General features: G+C 64.8%; 16 protein-coding genes. 6 read left to right on the top strand and 10 right to left on the bottom strand.

The annotated features are described in order from the left end of the window. Window positions 1-4: 4 nt before the first annotated feature. Both N826_RS30705 and N826_RS30700 read right to left on the bottom strand, forming a co-directional pair. Window positions 5-211 carry a hypothetical protein gene (locus N826_RS30705; RefSeq protein WP_044435304.1) on the bottom strand — a complete coding sequence of 69 codons (207 nt, stop codon included), beginning with the start codon at window positions 209-211 and terminating at the stop codon, window positions 5-7. A 525-nt stretch (window positions 212-736) separates the two neighbouring features. After that, a complete protein-coding gene (locus tag N826_RS30700; RefSeq protein ID WP_044435302.1) occupies window positions 737-1,252 on the bottom strand; it encodes a ferritin-like domain-containing protein in 516 nt (171 codons plus the stop codon). A gap of 163 nt (window positions 1,253-1,415) precedes the next feature. Between N826_RS30700 and N826_RS44455 the strand changes: the two genes are divergently transcribed. Next, window positions 1,416-1,856 carry a hemerythrin domain-containing protein gene (locus N826_RS44455; protein WP_044435301.1) on the top strand — a complete coding sequence of 147 codons (441 nt, stop codon included), beginning with the start codon at window positions 1,416-1,418 and terminating at the stop codon, window positions 1,854-1,856. A gap of 60 nt (window positions 1,857-1,916) precedes the next feature. Here the strand turns inward: N826_RS44455 and N826_RS30690 are convergent, their stop codons facing one another. From N826_RS30690 to N826_RS30675, 4 genes are read right to left on the bottom strand one after another with little or no spacing between them, the layout of a single operon-like run. Continuing rightward, window positions 1,917-2,612, bottom strand: coding sequence for a class II aldolase/adducin family protein (locus N826_RS30690; protein WP_044435299.1), 696 nt, complete (start codon window positions 2,610-2,612; stop codon window positions 1,917-1,919). A 17-nt stretch (window positions 2,613-2,629) separates the two neighbouring features. Next, a complete protein-coding gene (locus N826_RS30685; protein WP_211099430.1) occupies window positions 2,630-4,054 on the bottom strand; it encodes an FGGY-family carbohydrate kinase in 1,425 nt (474 codons plus the stop codon). Then, window positions 4,051-5,523, bottom strand: coding sequence for a xylulokinase (gene xylB, locus N826_RS30680; RefSeq protein ID WP_044435297.1), 1,473 nt, complete (start codon window positions 5,521-5,523; stop codon window positions 4,051-4,053). The genes N826_RS30685 and xylB overlap by 4 nt, the downstream gene beginning before the upstream one ends. Continuing rightward, window positions 5,520-6,548 carry a LacI family DNA-binding transcriptional regulator gene (locus N826_RS30675; protein ID WP_044435295.1) on the bottom strand — a complete coding sequence of 343 codons (1,029 nt, stop codon included), beginning with the start codon at window positions 6,546-6,548 and terminating at the stop codon, window positions 5,520-5,522. The genes xylB and N826_RS30675 overlap by 4 nt, the downstream gene beginning before the upstream one ends. Before the next feature lie 147 nt (window positions 6,549-6,695). On the opposite strand from N826_RS30675, the gene N826_RS30670 reads away from it, so the two are divergent. From N826_RS30670 to N826_RS30650, 5 genes are all read left to right on the top strand, one after another. Beyond that, window positions 6,696-7,691: a substrate-binding domain-containing protein gene (locus N826_RS30670; RefSeq protein WP_044435294.1), complete on the top strand. Its 996-nt coding sequence runs from the start codon at window positions 6,696-6,698 to the stop codon at window positions 7,689-7,691. A gap of 98 nt (window positions 7,692-7,789) precedes the next feature. Beyond that, window positions 7,790-9,271, top strand: a complete 1,482-nt coding sequence (locus N826_RS30665; RefSeq protein ID WP_044435292.1) for a sugar ABC transporter ATP-binding protein — start codon at window positions 7,790-7,792, stop codon at window positions 9,269-9,271. Beyond that, the gene (locus tag N826_RS30660) at window positions 9,264-10,280 is read left to right on the top strand and encodes an ABC transporter permease (RefSeq protein WP_044435290.1); all 1,017 of its coding nucleotides are present in this window, start codon (window positions 9,264-9,266) and stop codon (window positions 10,278-10,280) included. The genes N826_RS30665 and N826_RS30660 overlap by 8 nt, the downstream gene beginning before the upstream one ends. Next, window positions 10,277-11,299, top strand: a complete 1,023-nt coding sequence (locus N826_RS30655) for an ABC transporter permease (protein WP_084721310.1) — start codon at window positions 10,277-10,279, stop codon at window positions 11,297-11,299. The genes N826_RS30660 and N826_RS30655 overlap by 4 nt, the downstream gene beginning before the upstream one ends. A gap of 52 nt (window positions 11,300-11,351) precedes the next feature. Next, window positions 11,352-12,200: a sugar phosphate isomerase/epimerase family protein gene (locus N826_RS30650; protein ID WP_044435288.1), complete on the top strand. Its 849-nt coding sequence runs from the start codon at window positions 11,352-11,354 to the stop codon at window positions 12,198-12,200. A gap of 161 nt (window positions 12,201-12,361) precedes the next feature. Here the strand turns inward: N826_RS30650 and N826_RS30645 are convergent, their stop codons facing one another. From N826_RS30645 to N826_RS44450, 4 genes are all read right to left on the bottom strand, one after another. Next, window positions 12,362-13,576 carry an MFS transporter gene (locus tag N826_RS30645; RefSeq protein ID WP_084721309.1) on the bottom strand — a complete coding sequence of 405 codons (1,215 nt, stop codon included), beginning with the start codon at window positions 13,574-13,576 and terminating at the stop codon, window positions 12,362-12,364. 77 nt (window positions 13,577-13,653) lie between these two features. Further along, window positions 13,654-13,989, bottom strand: a complete 336-nt coding sequence (locus tag N826_RS30640) for a hypothetical protein (protein ID WP_044435284.1) — start codon at window positions 13,987-13,989, stop codon at window positions 13,654-13,656. 265 nt (window positions 13,990-14,254) lie between these two features. After that, complete coding sequence (locus tag N826_RS30635) at window positions 14,255-14,734, bottom strand: hypothetical protein (RefSeq protein ID WP_044435282.1); 480 nt, start codon at window positions 14,732-14,734, stop codon at window positions 14,255-14,257. A gap of 14 nt (window positions 14,735-14,748) precedes the next feature. Continuing rightward, a partial coding sequence (locus N826_RS44450) for a hypothetical protein (RefSeq protein WP_044435280.1) occupies window positions 14,749-14,939 on the bottom strand: 191 nt, incomplete at its 5' end.

Raw genomic sequence — 14,939 nt, 5'->3', positions numbered from 1 at the left:
CCTTTCAGGCGACGATCTTGAGGTTGGGCTTGTGAGCGGAAAGGGACGTGGGCGAGGATACGGCCTCAAGCAAGCAGTTGCCGTTTGCGGCGCGTCCGGCCGCTACCTGGGTTTCCCTTGCGAAGAGCATGGTGAAAACCGATGCCAGGGCCGTCAGGACCAGGGCGACGGCGAATACCGTCAGGGCGAGTTCCATCGGATTGTCGATCATCGTAGTTGCTTCCCCTTACTGCTGACCCGCGCTTAGCCGGTGAGATCCCGACCTCATTGTGCGATGCAATGCAAATAGTATCGGGGACTGTCTGGCCAAGCCCAGACTTGTGTATTTGGTATGCCAGATACGGTAACCTGAGTTGCGGGAAAATGGCTGGACATACCTTTTGCAGCCTGACCCGTCATCATGGTTGTGAATGGGAAACGTGCTGCTCTACAGCAACAGCATTGCTGTACGAAGGCGAGATTTATTTAAAGTGAAATCCAGAGCGAGGATTGCAAAAGACGGGATTTTGAAAATTTTCATTCTTGAATAAAGGAGCCGTAAGTAGAAATAGATGATGTGGAGTGAGATGCATCGGCTTCACGACTCCGTGTTACTGGGGCCGCGCTTCGTGCGCGGCCATTTTTTTCATTCACTCACGTAATTAAAAAAACCCTTGGACGGAACAGGTCCGTCCAAGGGGAAAAAGGTTGGCGCCTGATAAAACCGGCAGGCGCCGAAGCGTTCTAAAACCGTCGGTTACATCTTGGCCTTGGTATCCTGCAGGGTGAGCTGGATGTACTTGCGGGTGACCGGCTCGATCATGTCGGCCACGCTCTGCGCCATCGCCTGCTCTTCGCGAAGCGACTGCTGGAGGCCTGTGGTGTTGGTGAAGCTGGCGGCTTCGGCCATGATCAGGAGCGACTTGTAGGCGGCGATCTCGTAGTTCTCGAAACCGTGGTTCGCCAGCATGTTCTTGATGATCTCGTCATCCGCCGGGGCATGGGCGATTGCCGCCATGTTGCCCATGAAGCCCATTGCGGCTTCCTTGATCGTGGAAGGGCTTTCCGCCAGCTGGTTCAGGATTTCGTCGATGCGCTGGCGCTGCCCTTCGGTTTCCTGGATGTGCTTGCGGAGAGCCTGTTCGACCTCCGGATAGTTTTCCAGGCGCTCGACCTGACGGTTCATGATCTGCAACGCCTGCATCTCCAGAGCATGCGCGTTGCGCAGTCCGGTGACGAAGAGATCGCGTGCTGCGTCTGAAGAAACGGTCATGGTGGATGACTCCTGTTTGGGTTGCTGGTGCGACAACCGAAAAACTACGGAGTGGTTCCCGGTTCGTGCAATTAGTTGGCGGCAGCACCGGAAACATGAGGAACCCGCATCGCGACGGCCGGTTTACCGGACCGGAACGTCAATCCGTGGAGGAATTTCAGTCATGATTCTTGACATTATTCTATCGGATCACAAGGCAGGCCGGGACCTGTTCTCCCTGGCCGGCAACTCGGTGTTCGAGGGTTATGCCGAGCGCGCCGACCTGTTCGAGCGCTTCGATAGGCTGTGGACTGCGCATGCCGACATGATGGACGAGGCCGTCCTTCCGGTCTTGGCGGAGGTTGCGCACCGGGCGGAGCCGCTGGAGGAAATCCGAACCGGCCAGCGTGAACTTCGCGAAATGATCGCCAGCTTGGCGGCGCGGGCGGCCGACAATTCGAACGAGAACGATCAATGGTTCGCCGATTTTCACCGGCTGAAGCCGCTGTTCGAGCGTCAGGTAGACCGCGAGGACACGCTGGTCGCTTCGATGATCCAGCAGGACTTGAAGCCGGATCAGATCGCCCGGATGACGGTGACGGCGCGGGGTATGAGGGAAAAGTGAGAGACATAAGCGCAAAGCGACGCCCGCTGCCGGGGTGCCGCTTCGCCTTGTGCCAACCGGTCAGCCGGCGGCTTGCCGGGGCCGTGCGATGTCGTTGATGCCGTCGAGGTCGGGCGCTTGGCCGTAGCTCATGCGGCGCATCTGTTCGAGCACGCGGGCCATTTCGTCGTCGGGCAGGATCGGCGGTTCGCCGAGCGTGAGGGCGTGGACGTACATGCGCGACAGGGTTTCGACCTCGTTCGCCAGCCAGAGGGCGCTTTCCAGCGTCTTGCCCAACGAGATCTGGCCGTGCTGGCCGAGCAGGCAGGCGAATCGGTCTTCCAGGGCTTCCAGCGCATAATCCGATAGCTGCTGGGTGCCGAAGGTCGCGTATTTGGCGCAGCGGATGGTGGTGCCGCCGGCCACGCCGGTCATGTAGTGAAAGCTGGGGATGGTCTTGTGGTGGCAGGCGAGCGTCGTCGCAAAGATGGAGTGGCAGTGCAGGACCACGTCGATATCCGTGCGCTGGCGCAGGATGTCGCGGTGGAAGCGCCATTCCGACGACGGGCGGCGGCCCGTATAGGTGCCGTCGAACGACATTTCCACCAAGTCTTCGGGCTGCATGCGGTCATAGGGCAGGGACGAGGGCGTGATCAGGAAGCCGTCTTCCGTGCGGACGGACAGGTTGCCGGCGGTCCCCTGGTTGATGCCGGTCGCGTTCATCTGGCGGCAGGTCTCCACCATTTCGCGGCGGAGGTCTTGATTGGTCGTTTCCATTGTTCCCTGGTCTCCGGTTATGGCGTCTTGGTCTGTTGGGCGAGATCGAGCCAGCGGCCCCGGTAGGCCGTCAGGCCGGTGAGGTTCAGCGCCGGTGGTGTCTCCAGCGGGATCGGGACGGGGGCGGTCCGCGTCTCGTGGGAGGCGAGCAGGGCGGAGCCGGCCGCCGTGCCCTGGCTGTTGAGGTTGAACAGGGTCGGGCTGCCGGGGCGGAAGGCCGCCACCAGCGCCGCGTAGAGCGGGTCGCGGACGAAGCTGCCGTCCAGGACCGCCAGCTTTTCGCTGCGCAGCGCGTCCAGACAGACCGACGTCAGCAGGGCGGTGTAGAGGACGGCAAGGGCTCGCCGGTCTTCCGGTGAAGCAGGAGGAGGGCCGGTGATCCGGCCCTGGGCTTTGCTGCCGGGGAACAACCCGTCCTCGTTGCCGAAGGAGGGCAGGGCCATGGTGCCCTGTTCAATCAGGCGGGCGACCGTGGCGGGGTCGGCGGGCGACGCGCTGGGAGACTCTCCCGCAACCTTAGAGAACTCGCGGCCTCCCATGGTCAGCGCTCCGGCCAGCGGACGGCCGTGGACGTCGGCGTTGCAGGTCATGCCGCGCGCTTCGGACAGGGCTGTCGGGTCGAAGCCGTCGCTGAGGCCGACGATCCAGGTTCCGGTCGAAACGACGGTCATATCGGCGAGGCCGGCGGCCTGGTAGCGGTAGAAATTGGCGCTGCTGTCGTGGATGCCGCAGAGGACTTGCAGGGTCGGGGGCAGGTCGTGACGGCTGGCAAGCTCGGGTCGGATCGGGCCGAGCGACTTCCAGGCCGGCGCGAAGGGCGGGATCAGGCGTTGCCAGCCGCGGGCCGCGACGATGGACGCCGGGCGGCGGTCGGGCGCGTTCCAGATATGCGACTGCGCGCCGAGGATCGTGACTTCGGATGCGGCGACGCCGCTGAGGCGCCATGCCCAGTATTGCGGTAGGCCGAGGACGTGGCGGGCCTTGGCGAAGGCTGTCGGGTGTTCCTGCTCGATCCACAACATCTGGCGGGCGATGTGGGTGGCTCCCAGCATGATCGGGCTGCCGCGCTCCAGGTAGGGGCCGGCGGCGTCGGCATAGGCGCGTTCGACCGACGCGGGGAGCGGCTGTTCATAGTCGATCATGGGGACGACGGGTCCATCGTCGTCCACCAGAACGCAGCCGGAGCCGTGGCCGCAGGCGACGACGGTGGTCAGAGAATGGCGGCTTGCCAGAGTGGCAAGGCTGGTCAGCAGCCAGTCTTCCAGGCCGGCAAGGTCGTGGTGTCGATAGGGTGGACCGTCAAGCGACGGGTTGGGGGTGGAAAGGGTTTCCAGGACCTCACCGTCTGATGTGACGACGTTGAGTTTGACGTTGGTCTTGCCGATGTCGAAGACGGCGACCGTCTTTATGCTGTTGGGTGGCGTGTTGTCGTTGTCGTTCACGCTCTGAATTCCTCCCTCAGTGCCCGGTAGAGACGCCGAAAGCGGACCGAGTTTTCCCGGTAGACTTCGTGAAGGCGCCGGTCGGGTTCCGTTACGTCCAGGGTTGGCGGTTTGGTGCAGATGGTGTCGATGGCTTCTCCTGTTGCGGCGATGCGGGCGAGGCGGGCGGCTCCGAAGGCCGGGCCGCTCTCGCTGCCGGTATAGCGGGTGATCGGAATGCCGAGCGTGCTGGCGATGATGCGGGTCCAGAACAGGCTGCGGGCGCCTCCGCCGATGATGGCGGCGTGGGTGACCGGCGTTCCGGCCGCTGTCAGGCAGTCGTGTGCTTCGAGCAGGGAATAGGCGACACCCTCCAGCACCGATTGCATGACGGCGGTAGGGCTGGTCTCCGGCGTCAGGCCGAACAGGACGCCGCGCGCATGTGGGTCGTTGTGGGGCGTGCGCTCCCCGGCCAGATAAGGCAGGAACAGCAGGCGTTGCGGGGCGGTGAAGGCGGCTTCGGTGCGGGCGAGGAGGTCCGGGATATCCGGCTGGCCGGTCAGGCGGGCCGCCCACTCGACCACGCTGGCGCCGTTCAGCAGCGCCGCCATCTGGAACCATGTCCGAGGGAGGGTATGGGCGAAGCTGTGGATCAGCGTCTCCGGATAAGGCCGGTAGCTGCCGGTCGTGACGAAGATCTGCGCCGAGGTGCCGAGCGAAATGAAGGCGTCGCCGCAGTTGATCGCCCCGATCCCGACGGCGCCGGCGGCGGCGTCTCCGGCTCCGCCCGCTACGATCGTGCCGACGGGCAGGCCCCATTCGGCGGCGATTGCGGGAAGCAGGCGACCCGCCGGGGCTGTGCCGTCTGATATGCGCGGCATCTGGGCCTGGGTCAGGCCGCAGGCGTTCAGCAGCTCGGGCGACCAGTCGCGGCTTGCTTCGTCCAGCAGCAGCGTACCGGCGGCGTCGGTCGGGTCGGTGACGTGGTTGCCGGTCAGCTTCAGGCGGACATAGTCCTTGGGCAGAAGGATATGGGCGGTCTGGGTGAAGAGCGCCGGTTCGTGACGGGCCAGCCAGAGCAGCTTCGGCGCCGTCAATCCCGGCATGGCGACGACGCCGGCGATATGGCCGAGGTTCGGGACGGCGGCCTGGAGCGCTTCGCACTCGGCGGCGGCGCGGCCGTCGTTCCACAGGATTGCGGGGCACAGGGGACGGTCGGCGGCGTCCAGCAGGACGGCGCCGTGCATCTGCCCGGACAGGCCGATGGCCGCTGTGCGGGCGAAGGCTTCCGGGGCGCTCTGGCGCAGCGTGACGACGGCTTGATTGGTTGCGGTCCACCACTGGTCGGGGTGCTGTTCCGACCACAGCGGATGCGGGCGGCTGGTGGTCAGCGGCACGGAGGCCGATGCCAGGAGCGCCTGCGCTTCGTCCACCACGACGGCCTTGACGGCAGATGTGCCGATGTCGATGCCGAGATAGGTACTGGTCATGCCGGGACCTTGACGTGCGATGGGCCTAGTTGCGGCGGGACCTTGGTCAGGGGGTGATCGCCGGCGCGGTAGTTCTCGATATAGCTGAAACCCTGTTCGATCATGGCTTCGACGTTCTGGCGCAGCATGGTGACGGGGAAGGGCAGGAAGGCCGCGAAGGGGTCCCAGTCGAAGCAGCCGATGAAGCGGCCCTCGAAGGCTTGGGGCGGGAGAGCACGGAAGAATTGCACCGCACCCTCGAACGCCGTGATCGAGTTGATGAAGAGGCCGGCGGGCAGGCCGCCAAGCTTATCGTGCAGGTGTTCGATGGATTGGCGGGCGGTCGGGGGCCAGTAGCCGCAGCGGTGAATGTGGGTTTCCGGCAACGCAATGCCTCGGGATGCCAATGCCTGGCTGAAACCGGCGATGCGTTCTTCCGTCGCGTATTCTCCCGCGACGCCGCCCAGGAAATGGAAGCTGGGGTCCGGGGCCGCTATTTTGTCCAGCAGGATGTCGGTCAGCATGCGGGCGCCGCCCTGGTTGTCGGTGACGACAGAGGGCGCGTTGGCGCCGGGCAGGTCGATGTTGACGCAGGGGATGTTGGCGGCGCTGCACAGCTCGTTCAGCGGATCGGGGTTGGCGACGCCGACGATGAACAGGAATTCGACCTGATGGGACAGCAGCCGCTCGACCACCTCGCGCTCGGTTTCAGGCTTGCGCTGGGTGCTGACGACCATCGGGCAGAAACCACGGGCGCGGGCTCCGGCCTCGAAGGTTTCCGACAGACCGGCGAAGAAACGGTTGCGGTAATGCGGCATGATCATGCCGGCCAGACCGGAGCGGGCGAGGCGCAGTCCCCGCGCCTTCATGTTGACGTTGTAGCCGATGGTCCGGGCGGCATCCAGGATGCGGGTCGCCGTCGCTTCGCTGATCCTGTAGCGCTGCCACGTGCCGTTCAGCACCATGCTGACGGTTGCTGGCGACGTGCCCGTCGCCGTCGCGATGTCGTAGATCGTGGACCTGCGCTGTCCCTTCGCCGTCGCCATCTTTTTCGTGGCTCCTCCCCATATCGGCTAGTGGCCGTAATTAGATGATAGAGCATCTTGACCGGTTTGCTAAATGGATTTAGCGTTGCCGTCACAAAGTTAAGAAACACCCGGCGCGGGCTGGGAAACAAAAATGGAGGAGGAAACATGACCAGCAGGCTCAGCCGGATTCTGCTCGCCGGCGTCTTCGCGCTCGGCGTCGCTTCGACGGTTACGGTCGCCGATGCGGCGGAACGCATGGGCGTGGTCGTCAAGATTGGCGGCATTCCCTGGTTCAACGCGATGGAAGCCGGCATCAAGCAGCGCGGCAAGGAACTGGGCGTCGATGCCTTTATGGTCGGCCCGACCAGCGCCGACCCTGCCCTTCAGGTGCGCGCGGTCGAGGATCTGATCGCCCAGGGCGTCGATGTCATCGGCGTGGTGCCGAACGACGCGGAAGTGCTGGAGCCGGTGCTTCAACGCGCCCGCGATGCCGGGATCAAGGTGATCACGCATGAATCGCCCAAGCAGAAGAACGCCGACTGGAACTTCGAGCTAGCCTCGGTCAACGGCTTCGGCGACGCCTATGGCAAGATGCTGGCCGACAAGCTGGGCGGCAAGGGCAAGTACGCGGTGTTCGTCGGTTCGCTGACGGTTCCGCTGCACAACGCCTGGGCCGACGCCGCCATCGCCTATATCAAGAAGAACCACCCCGACATGGAACTGGTCGGCGACCGCTACGGCGTTGCCGAGAACGTCGACGAATCGCGGAAGACCGCGCTGGACCTGATGCGGGCGCATCCGGACCTGAAGGGCTTCCTGGCGTTCGGCAGCCAAGGCCCGATCGGGGCGGCCCGCGCGGTGAGTGAGCGGCGCAAGGGCGGCGAAATCGCGGTGCTCGGCCCGTTCTCGCCCGGGCAGGGCAAGCGGCTGGTCCATGACGACATCCTGACCGGCGGCTTCATGTGGAACCCGATGGAGGCCGGCAAGGTCTTCGTGACGCTCGGCGACATGCTGGCGAAGGGGCAGGAGATCAAGGACGGGATGGAGATCCCCGGCCTGGGCGTGGTGCATCCGGACATGGCGGAACGGAACATCATCGTCGATCAATTGGTCGAGCTGAACAAGAACACGGTCGATAAGCTGGCCGACCTGGGGCTTTGAGGTCATGACGAGGTGATGTTGGGCCACGGCCCAACCTACGGGTGACGCTACTCTCGTAGGTTGGGCTGTGGCCCAACATCGCTCCATAGGATCATTACATGCTTCTTGAACTCCGAAACGTGTCGAAGGTCTTCGGCGGCGTCAGGGCGTTGCAGTCCGTGTCATTCGACGTAGCGCCGGGGGAAGTGCTTTGCCTAGCGGGCGAGAACGGCTGCGGCAAGAGCACGCTGATCAAGATCATCAGCGGCGTCTATCGGCCGGAGCCGGGCGCCGAGATGCTGTTCGACGGCAAGCCGATGGAAGGGCTGACGCCGGGGATGGCGCGGTCGCTCGGCATTCAGGTGATCTGGCAGGATCTGGCGCTCTTCCCCGAAATGACCGTCGCCGAAAACATCGCCTTCGAGCGCAACCTCGGGGGACGGCCCCGGCTGGTCGATTACGGCGCCATGCGCAAGATCGCGGCGGAGATGCTGGAGCGGCTGGGGGTCGGCATCGATCTCGATACGCCCGTGCGGGAGCTGTCGATCGCGCAGCGCCAGATCGTCGCAATCTGCCGCGCCCTAATTGCGGAAACGCGGCTGGTCTTCATGGACGAGCCGACGGCGTCGCTCAGCCAGTCGGAAACCGACGCGCTGCTGGCCATCGTGCGGCGGCTGTCGGCGGATGGCATCGCCGTCGTCTTCGTCAGCCACCGGCTGGCGGAGGTGCTCGAGGTTTGCAGCCGCGTCACCGTGCTGCGCGACGGCCGCTATGTCGGGACCTTCCCGACCGAGGGCATGACGCAGACCCGGCTGACCGAGCTTATGACCGGCCAGACCTTCGACCAGGACGTCCGCGCCGCCGACCGCACGGCCAACCCGGTCGTGCTGGAGGTCGAGGGGTTGACCCGGCGCGGCGACTATCAGGATGTTTCGCTGACCGTGCGGCGGGGCGAGGTCGTCGGGATTACGGGAAGGTTGGGAGCGGGCCGGACCGAACTGGCGCTGTCACTGTTCGGCATGACCCGTCCCGATGCCGGAACGATCAAGCTGAACGGCCAGCCGTTACGCCTGCGGTCCAATCGCGACGCGATCGACGCCGGCATCGCCTATGTCTCGGAAGACCGGCTGTCGCTGGGTCTGGTCCAGCCGCAGTCGATCGCCGACAACACGGTGATCCCGGTGCTGGACCGGCTGCTCGGGCCGGCGCGGCTGCTGTCTGAACGCAAGAAATCCACGCTGGTCGGCGAATGGATAAAGCGGCTGGCCGTCAAGATCGGCCGGCCGGAAGACCCGGTCAATACGCTGTCCGGCGGTAACCAGCAGCGCATCGTGCTGGCGAAGTGGCTGGCGACGGAGCCGAAGGTGCTGATCCTGGACTCGCCGACCGTCGGTGTCGATGTCGGCGCGCGGGCGGGGATCTTCGCCATCGTCCACAAGCTGGCGGAGGAAGGCATGGCGATCCTGTTGATCTCCGATGAAATCCCCGAAGTCTATTTCAACTGTGACCGCATCCTGCACATGCGCGACGGCCGGCTGATCGACGAGTATCTGCCGGGCACCGTGCCGATGGGGCGGATCGAAAGCCAAGTCCATGCGTAGTCTTCGTCTGCCTCATATCGGCTCGACCGAGCGCTGGCTGATGGTGGTGATAGCGCTGATGTGCCTGTTCCTGGCGCTGACCACCGACACCTTCTTCACGCTGGTCAACCTGTTCGACCTGCTCAACATCAGCGCCGTCAACGTGATCTTCGCGGCGGGGCTGCTGGTTGTCCTGATCGCCGGCGGCATCGACATCTCGTTCGCCGTGGCGGCCTCCGTCGTGCAGTACCTGACGGCATTGACCGTCGGTCATCTGGGGGGCGGCAACTGGGCGGTCGGGTTCCTGGTCGCGGGCTTCTACGGCTTCGCGCTGGGGGCGGTCAACGCGACGCTGATCTGGCGGTTCCGGATCATCTCCATCGTCGTGACCATCGCGACCTTCAACCTGTTCTTCGGCGCGCTGATGTTCTTCACGCAGGGCGTATCGATCTACGACCTGCCGGACTGGTGGCTGGACCGTATCATCCTGTTCGAGTTCGACACCGCCAACGGGTTCGCCGAGTTGACGCTGCCGGTGGCCGTCATGGCGGCCGTGGTGTTCGCGACGTGGTTCCTGATCCGGCGGACTACGCTGGGGCGGCAGCTCTACGCGATGGGCGACAACATGGAGGGCGCGCGGCGGATCGGCATCAACATCGCCGGGATGCATTATCTGGCCTATGGCTGGATGGGCGTCATGGCCGGGATCGCCGGGCTGATGCAGGCGCATTACGCGCAGGAAGTCGTGCCCAACGCGATGTACGGCCGGGAACTGGAAGTGCTTGCCGCCGTCGTGCTGGGCGGCGCCCGGCTTGGCGGCGGACGGGGCACGCTGCTGGGGGCTTTCCTGGGCGTAATGCTGGTCGCCATAACGCAGAATGGCCTGAACCTGCTGGGCGTCTCGCCCTATGCCTTCAAGATGATCGTCGGCGCCGTGATCCTGGTCGCGATCACGCTGTCGGGCAGCGGCGTCGGCAACCTTCTGGCCGGGGCGATGGGACGCGACAAGCGCAGGGCGGTGGCGACATGACGCGGCTTTCGACCACTAAATCCTCTCATTCGACGCCGTGGCTCAGCCGGATCGTCACGCTCGGCACAGGCAGCGAGATCGCCGGTCTGCTGATGCTGCTGGCCGTCGTCGTGCTGGTGTTCAGTCTGGCGACGGATCGGTTCCTGACGGTGCCGACGTTTACGTCGGTGGCATTCCAATTGCCGGAACTGGGGCTGCTGACGCTGGCGATGCTGATCCCGATCCTGTCGGGCGGGCTCAACTTGGCGATCACGTTCACCGCCAATATCTGCGGGCTGGTGCTGGCCTGGGTGCTTCAGGCGAATGGCGGGGTCGAGGCCGGGATGCCGGCCTTCCTGCTGGGCGGGCTGGCCGCCGTCGCGGTCGGTGCCCTGATCGGCTGGGTCATGGGGGCGGCCATCGCCTATACCGGCGCCCATCCGATCCTGGTGTCGCTCAGCATGATGATCTTCCTGCGGGGCTTGGGCGAGTTCGCCACCAGGGGCGGCGATATCTCCGGCTTCCCGGACTTCGTCGGCATGCTCGGGCATGGCTGGTTCGCCGGCATACCCATGCCGCTGTGGATACTGATCGCCTGCGTGGCGCTGTGGCACCTGATCCTGAACAAGACCCGGCTGGGCCTGACCATCTACATGGCGGGGTCCAATATCGAGGCGACGCGCTATTCCGGCATCGATACCAAGCGCACGATCATGCTGGTCTATACGCTGTCCGGCCTGATGTGCGGCATCGCCGGCATTCTGATGCTGGCGCGCTTCAACTCCGTCCGGGTCGGCCATGGCGAGGCGTATCTGCTGATCACGGTGCTGGCCTGTTTCCTGGGGCGCGTCGATCCGTTCGGCGGGTTCGGGCGGGCGCTGCCGGTGGCCTTGGCGCTGCTGATCCTTCAGGTGATCTCGTCGGGGTTGAACCTGCTGGGAGCCAACCAGCATCTGGCGACCGCCATGTGGGGCGCCTTCCTGATCGCCGTCATGGTCGTCCGCCATATCTGGGCCGGACGGTCCGTCCGGCGGACCTGACACTCACATTTACCCAACACCAAGAAGACGTTTTTTACTGAGGAGACTTCCTATGCAAGGTTTTGGCGTTCACACCAGCCTCTGGTCGCTCGACTGGACGCGGAAGGCTGCCGAACTGGCGATCCCGGAAGCGGCGCGCTACGGCCTCGCCTTCGTCGAGATAGCATTGCTCGACCCGCCGGCCGTCGATGCCGAGCACACGCGGGCGCTGCTCGACAAGCATGAGATGATCGCCGTGTGCTCGCTGGGCCTGCCGGACGACAGCCGGCCGACCAACAACCCGGACAAGGCGCTGGAATTCCTCAAGATGGCGCTGGACAAGACGGCGGCGACGGGAGCCAAGGCGCTGAGCGGCGTGGTCTACGGCTCGATCGGCGAGCGGACCGGCAAGGCCCCGACGCAGGGTGAACTGGATGCGGTCGCGTCCGTGATGGAGAAGGCGGCGGCGCATGCCCGCAAGCTCAACCTGGAGATCGGGCTCGAGGCGGTCAACCGCTACGAGAACCACATGCTCAACACGGCGGACCAGACCGTCTCGATGGTGGAACGGATCGGCGCCGGCAACATCTTCGTCCACCTCGACACCTACCACATGAACATCGAGGAAAAGGGCGTCGCCAACGGCATCCTCCGCTCCCGCGAGCACCTTAAGTACATCCACCTGTCGGAGAGCGACCGGGGCGTGCCCGGCACCGGCACCGTCGCCTGGGACGAGGTGTTCGGCGCATTGGCGGCCATCGGCTTCAAGGGCGGCATGGCGATGGAAAGCTTCATCGAACTGCCGCCGCAGATCGCGTCGGCCCTGTCGGTCTGGCGTCCGGTCGCGCGCGACCGTCAGGAAGTGCTGGACGACGGCCTGCCGTTCCTCCGCAACAAGGCGCGGCAGTACGGGCTGATCTGATCCCGCAAGCATCGGCCCGCTGTAGAAGCGGCCTCTGGCCGCTTTCCTGCCAAAGCTGGCAAGTTCTGACTTGTCAGCGCGTCGATGTTGGGCCACGGCCCAACCTACAGACTCCTGCTTCGTAGGTTGGGCCGTGGCCCAACAACTCCGCTTTCCGTCTTCTATGAAAGCGGCCGGCTGGGGAGTAGGGCGATGGCGAAGCCGGCCACCGACAGCACGGTGACCGTCAGGAACGCCGCGTAAGCGGCGTCCGCCCCGCCGGCATCGCGCAGGAGGGAGACGATGACGGGCGCCAGCGCCAAGGCGAGCACGGCAGGCGTCTGAAGGATGCCGGTGAGAGCGGCATAGCGGGCACGGCCGCCGACCTCGGCGATAGCGATGCCCCGCGCGATCGTCATGATGCCGTTGCCGGCGCCGTAGACCACCCCGAAGGCAATCAGCCCTGGGGTGGAATGTGGCAGCACCCACAGCATCACGGACGAAACCAGCAGCATCGACACCGTGCTCAGCCCGGCGCCGAACGCCGTGGCTTTCGACCCCAGCGCCATCAGGCAGGCGCGTCCCAGCAGTTGGGAAGGGCCGACGACGGCGAAGATTGCGGCCAGCGTGGTCGGCGGTATTCCCTCGGCGGCGAGCAGCGGGACGAAGTGGAAGGTGACGCCGGAAAGATACGCCGAGCCGGCGGTGAACCACAGCGCCAGCCCCAGCCAGATGCGCGGGCTGAGGCCGGTGGGCGGCGGATCGGCACTTGCCGCTTCGGCATGTTCAATGGAATCCGCCCCGCCGTTCCCGCTCGGGACGAGCAGCGCATGCAGGATCATCGGAACAGCAAGGTTGATCGCGGCCAGACAGAGCACCGCCTGCCGCCATCCCAGCAGTTCGACCAGCAATTGAGTGCCGGGGACGAAGACCGTTCCGGCCAGGCCGCCGAGCAGCGTGATAGCCCCGACGGAGCGCCGGAAGTCCAGAGCTTTGCGCTGGGCGACGACCGTGAAGGCAGGCTCGTAGAGGACGAAGGCCTGCGCCACCCCCATGAGCACCCAGGCGGCCATGAGCTGCCAGGGCTCACCGACGGCGGACCACGCCAGGATCGAGACCGCCACCCCAAGCGAACCGACGGTCATGGACAGGCGGCCGCCATGCCTCTGCATCCAGAAACCCGCCAGCGGCGCGCAGATCGCCTGGGCAATCAGGCCGAATGCCGGAGCCATATAGGCGGTCGTCCGCGCCCAGCCGAGTTCCGCAATCATCGGGTCGATCACGAGCGGGAAGGTATAGAACGTCGTGCCCCAGGAAATCAGTTGGCCGATGGCAAGTGCGAGGACCAGCACCCAGCCCCGCCCTGGTGCAGCGTTTCCCGCTGTCTTCGTCGGCATCTGCCTCTCCGGTTCCCGCGACTGCAACCGGCTACAGGTTTAGGGGCTTCGGGTGCATCACGCGAGAAAATAGAGGCTCAAGCCATTCCACCAAGGATCACGCAGCGCAGGTTGATGAAGGTCTTGCTGGGCGGGTCGATCCAGCGGTAGCGGGAGAAGCAGGCGTGGGTCAGGCCGTCGGGCGACGACAAGGGGAGGATAACCCCTGGGTCGACGCGGACCCACTGGTCTTCGATCTCGACCTCATGGCCGGTTTCGGCGGAATACCGATGACCGACGCGCTGGCAATCGCCTTCGTTGCAGCAGGAAACGCCGCTTGGGGTCTGGAGCCCCGAGTACCAGTCGTGGGCCATTGCGGGGCTTGCGACAAATGGGATGATCAGCAGGGAGATGTGAACCGGGTTCAGCCTCATGGCATCGCCTCATTTTCATCCATACCGGATCATGGCGGCTGCGTACTGAACGGTCCATAAAAAAAGGCCGGTGGAAAACCACCGGCCCGAGTCTAGGGAGGAAACGCCCAAGAAGTGCGTTACAGCATCGCTGCTGCACTGGTGAATGTATTAATTCAGACTGAATTAGCAATCTGATTAAATCGTTCCCAGGGTTGCACGGAACGCAGAGGTATGGGGTTGGGGACGCTGCTGGGGTGACCACCCCGGCAGCGTCCCTGGTGGTTCAGTCGTTGTCTTTCCTCGGCACCGGGTTGACCAGCGCTATCCGGTAAACGTCCTGTTCCTTGCCGATTAGGAACACGTCGGTCGGCGGGATGCCGGACTCGCCCGGCGGCTCGTCGAAGATGACGCGCAGCCGGTGCGAGACCGCCATGTTGGCTTTCTGGGTGCCCCGGCTCTCCGTTTCCTTCAGTCCATCGGCCGGGAAGTCTTCCAGCGCGATCGAGCGGATCGGGCGGCCGAAGGTGGTACGGATCTGGTAGCTGACCACCCGCTTGCGGATCTTCCGCGCGTCTTTCCAGTTCACCAGATCCTCGAACACGGCCATGTCGCGCTCGGTGATCGCCTTGGAGACCGTGGAAATCAGTTCGTCGGGCGTCTTCGGCAGGTCCCGCGCCAGGGCTGGCGTCCCGAAGGACGCCAGTGCGAGGGTGCCGAAGATCAGCAGGCCGGAGGTCATGGACTTGGTCTTCGATTTGGGCATCCCTCGCTCTCCCCTTACTGAGCCGCTGCCTGCTGCTTGGACTGGTCCTTGCCAAGGGCGAAGACCCAGATCACGCCGCCCTGGGTCATCTTGGGCGGACGGCGGTTTTCCGGCAGCAAGCCGTCGATGCCGCCCATCATGCGCTCGGCGTCGACGCCCCAGCCGGCCTGCACGGCGATGTACTGCACGCCGTCGACCATGTAGG

This window comes from Skermanella aerolata KACC 11604 (genome assembly GCF_000936425.1).
Classification (GTDB): domain Bacteria; phylum Pseudomonadota; class Alphaproteobacteria; order Azospirillales; family Azospirillaceae; genus Skermanella; species Skermanella aerolata.
Note: the sequence above shows the minus strand (reverse complement) of the source record. Positions and strands in the feature narration are given on the sequence as shown.

What these genes read in the sequence shown, in the direction of transcription:
- N826_RS30705 (WP_044435304.1), bottom strand. Translation starts at nt 211, where the DNA reads ATGATCGACAATCCGATGGAACTCGCCCTGACGGTATTCGCCGTCGCC.
- N826_RS30700 (WP_044435302.1), bottom strand. Translation starts at nt 1,252, where the DNA reads ATGACCGTTTCTTCAGACGCAGCACGCGATCTCTTCGTCACCGGACTG.
- N826_RS44455 (WP_044435301.1), top strand. Translation starts at nt 1,416, where the DNA reads ATGATTCTTGACATTATTCTATCGGATCACAAGGCAGGCCGGGACCTG.
- N826_RS30690 (WP_044435299.1), bottom strand. Translation starts at nt 2,612, where the DNA reads ATGGAAACGACCAATCAAGACCTCCGCCGCGAAATGGTGGAGACCTGC.
- xylB (WP_044435297.1), bottom strand. Translation starts at nt 5,523, where the DNA reads ATGACCAGTACCTATCTCGGCATCGACATCGGCACATCTGCCGTCAAG.
- N826_RS30675 (WP_044435295.1), bottom strand. Translation starts at nt 6,548, where the DNA reads ATGGCGACGGCGAAGGGACAGCGCAGGTCCACGATCTACGACATCGCG.
- N826_RS30670 (WP_044435294.1), top strand. Translation starts at nt 6,696, where the DNA reads ATGACCAGCAGGCTCAGCCGGATTCTGCTCGCCGGCGTCTTCGCGCTC.
- N826_RS30665 (WP_044435292.1), top strand. Translation starts at nt 7,790, where the DNA reads ATGCTTCTTGAACTCCGAAACGTGTCGAAGGTCTTCGGCGGCGTCAGG.
- N826_RS30660 (WP_044435290.1), top strand. Translation starts at nt 9,264, where the DNA reads ATGCGTAGTCTTCGTCTGCCTCATATCGGCTCGACCGAGCGCTGGCTG.
- N826_RS30655 (WP_084721310.1), top strand. Translation starts at nt 10,277, where the DNA reads ATGACGCGGCTTTCGACCACTAAATCCTCTCATTCGACGCCGTGGCTC.
- N826_RS30650 (WP_044435288.1), top strand. Translation starts at nt 11,352, where the DNA reads ATGCAAGGTTTTGGCGTTCACACCAGCCTCTGGTCGCTCGACTGGACG.
- N826_RS30645 (WP_084721309.1), bottom strand. Translation starts at nt 13,576, where the DNA reads ATGCCGACGAAGACAGCGGGAAACGCTGCACCAGGGCGGGGCTGGGTG.
- N826_RS30640 (WP_044435284.1), bottom strand. Translation starts at nt 13,989, where the DNA reads ATGAGGCTGAACCCGGTTCACATCTCCCTGCTGATCATCCCATTTGTC.
- N826_RS30635 (WP_044435282.1), bottom strand. Translation starts at nt 14,734, where the DNA reads ATGCCCAAATCGAAGACCAAGTCCATGACCTCCGGCCTGCTGATCTTC.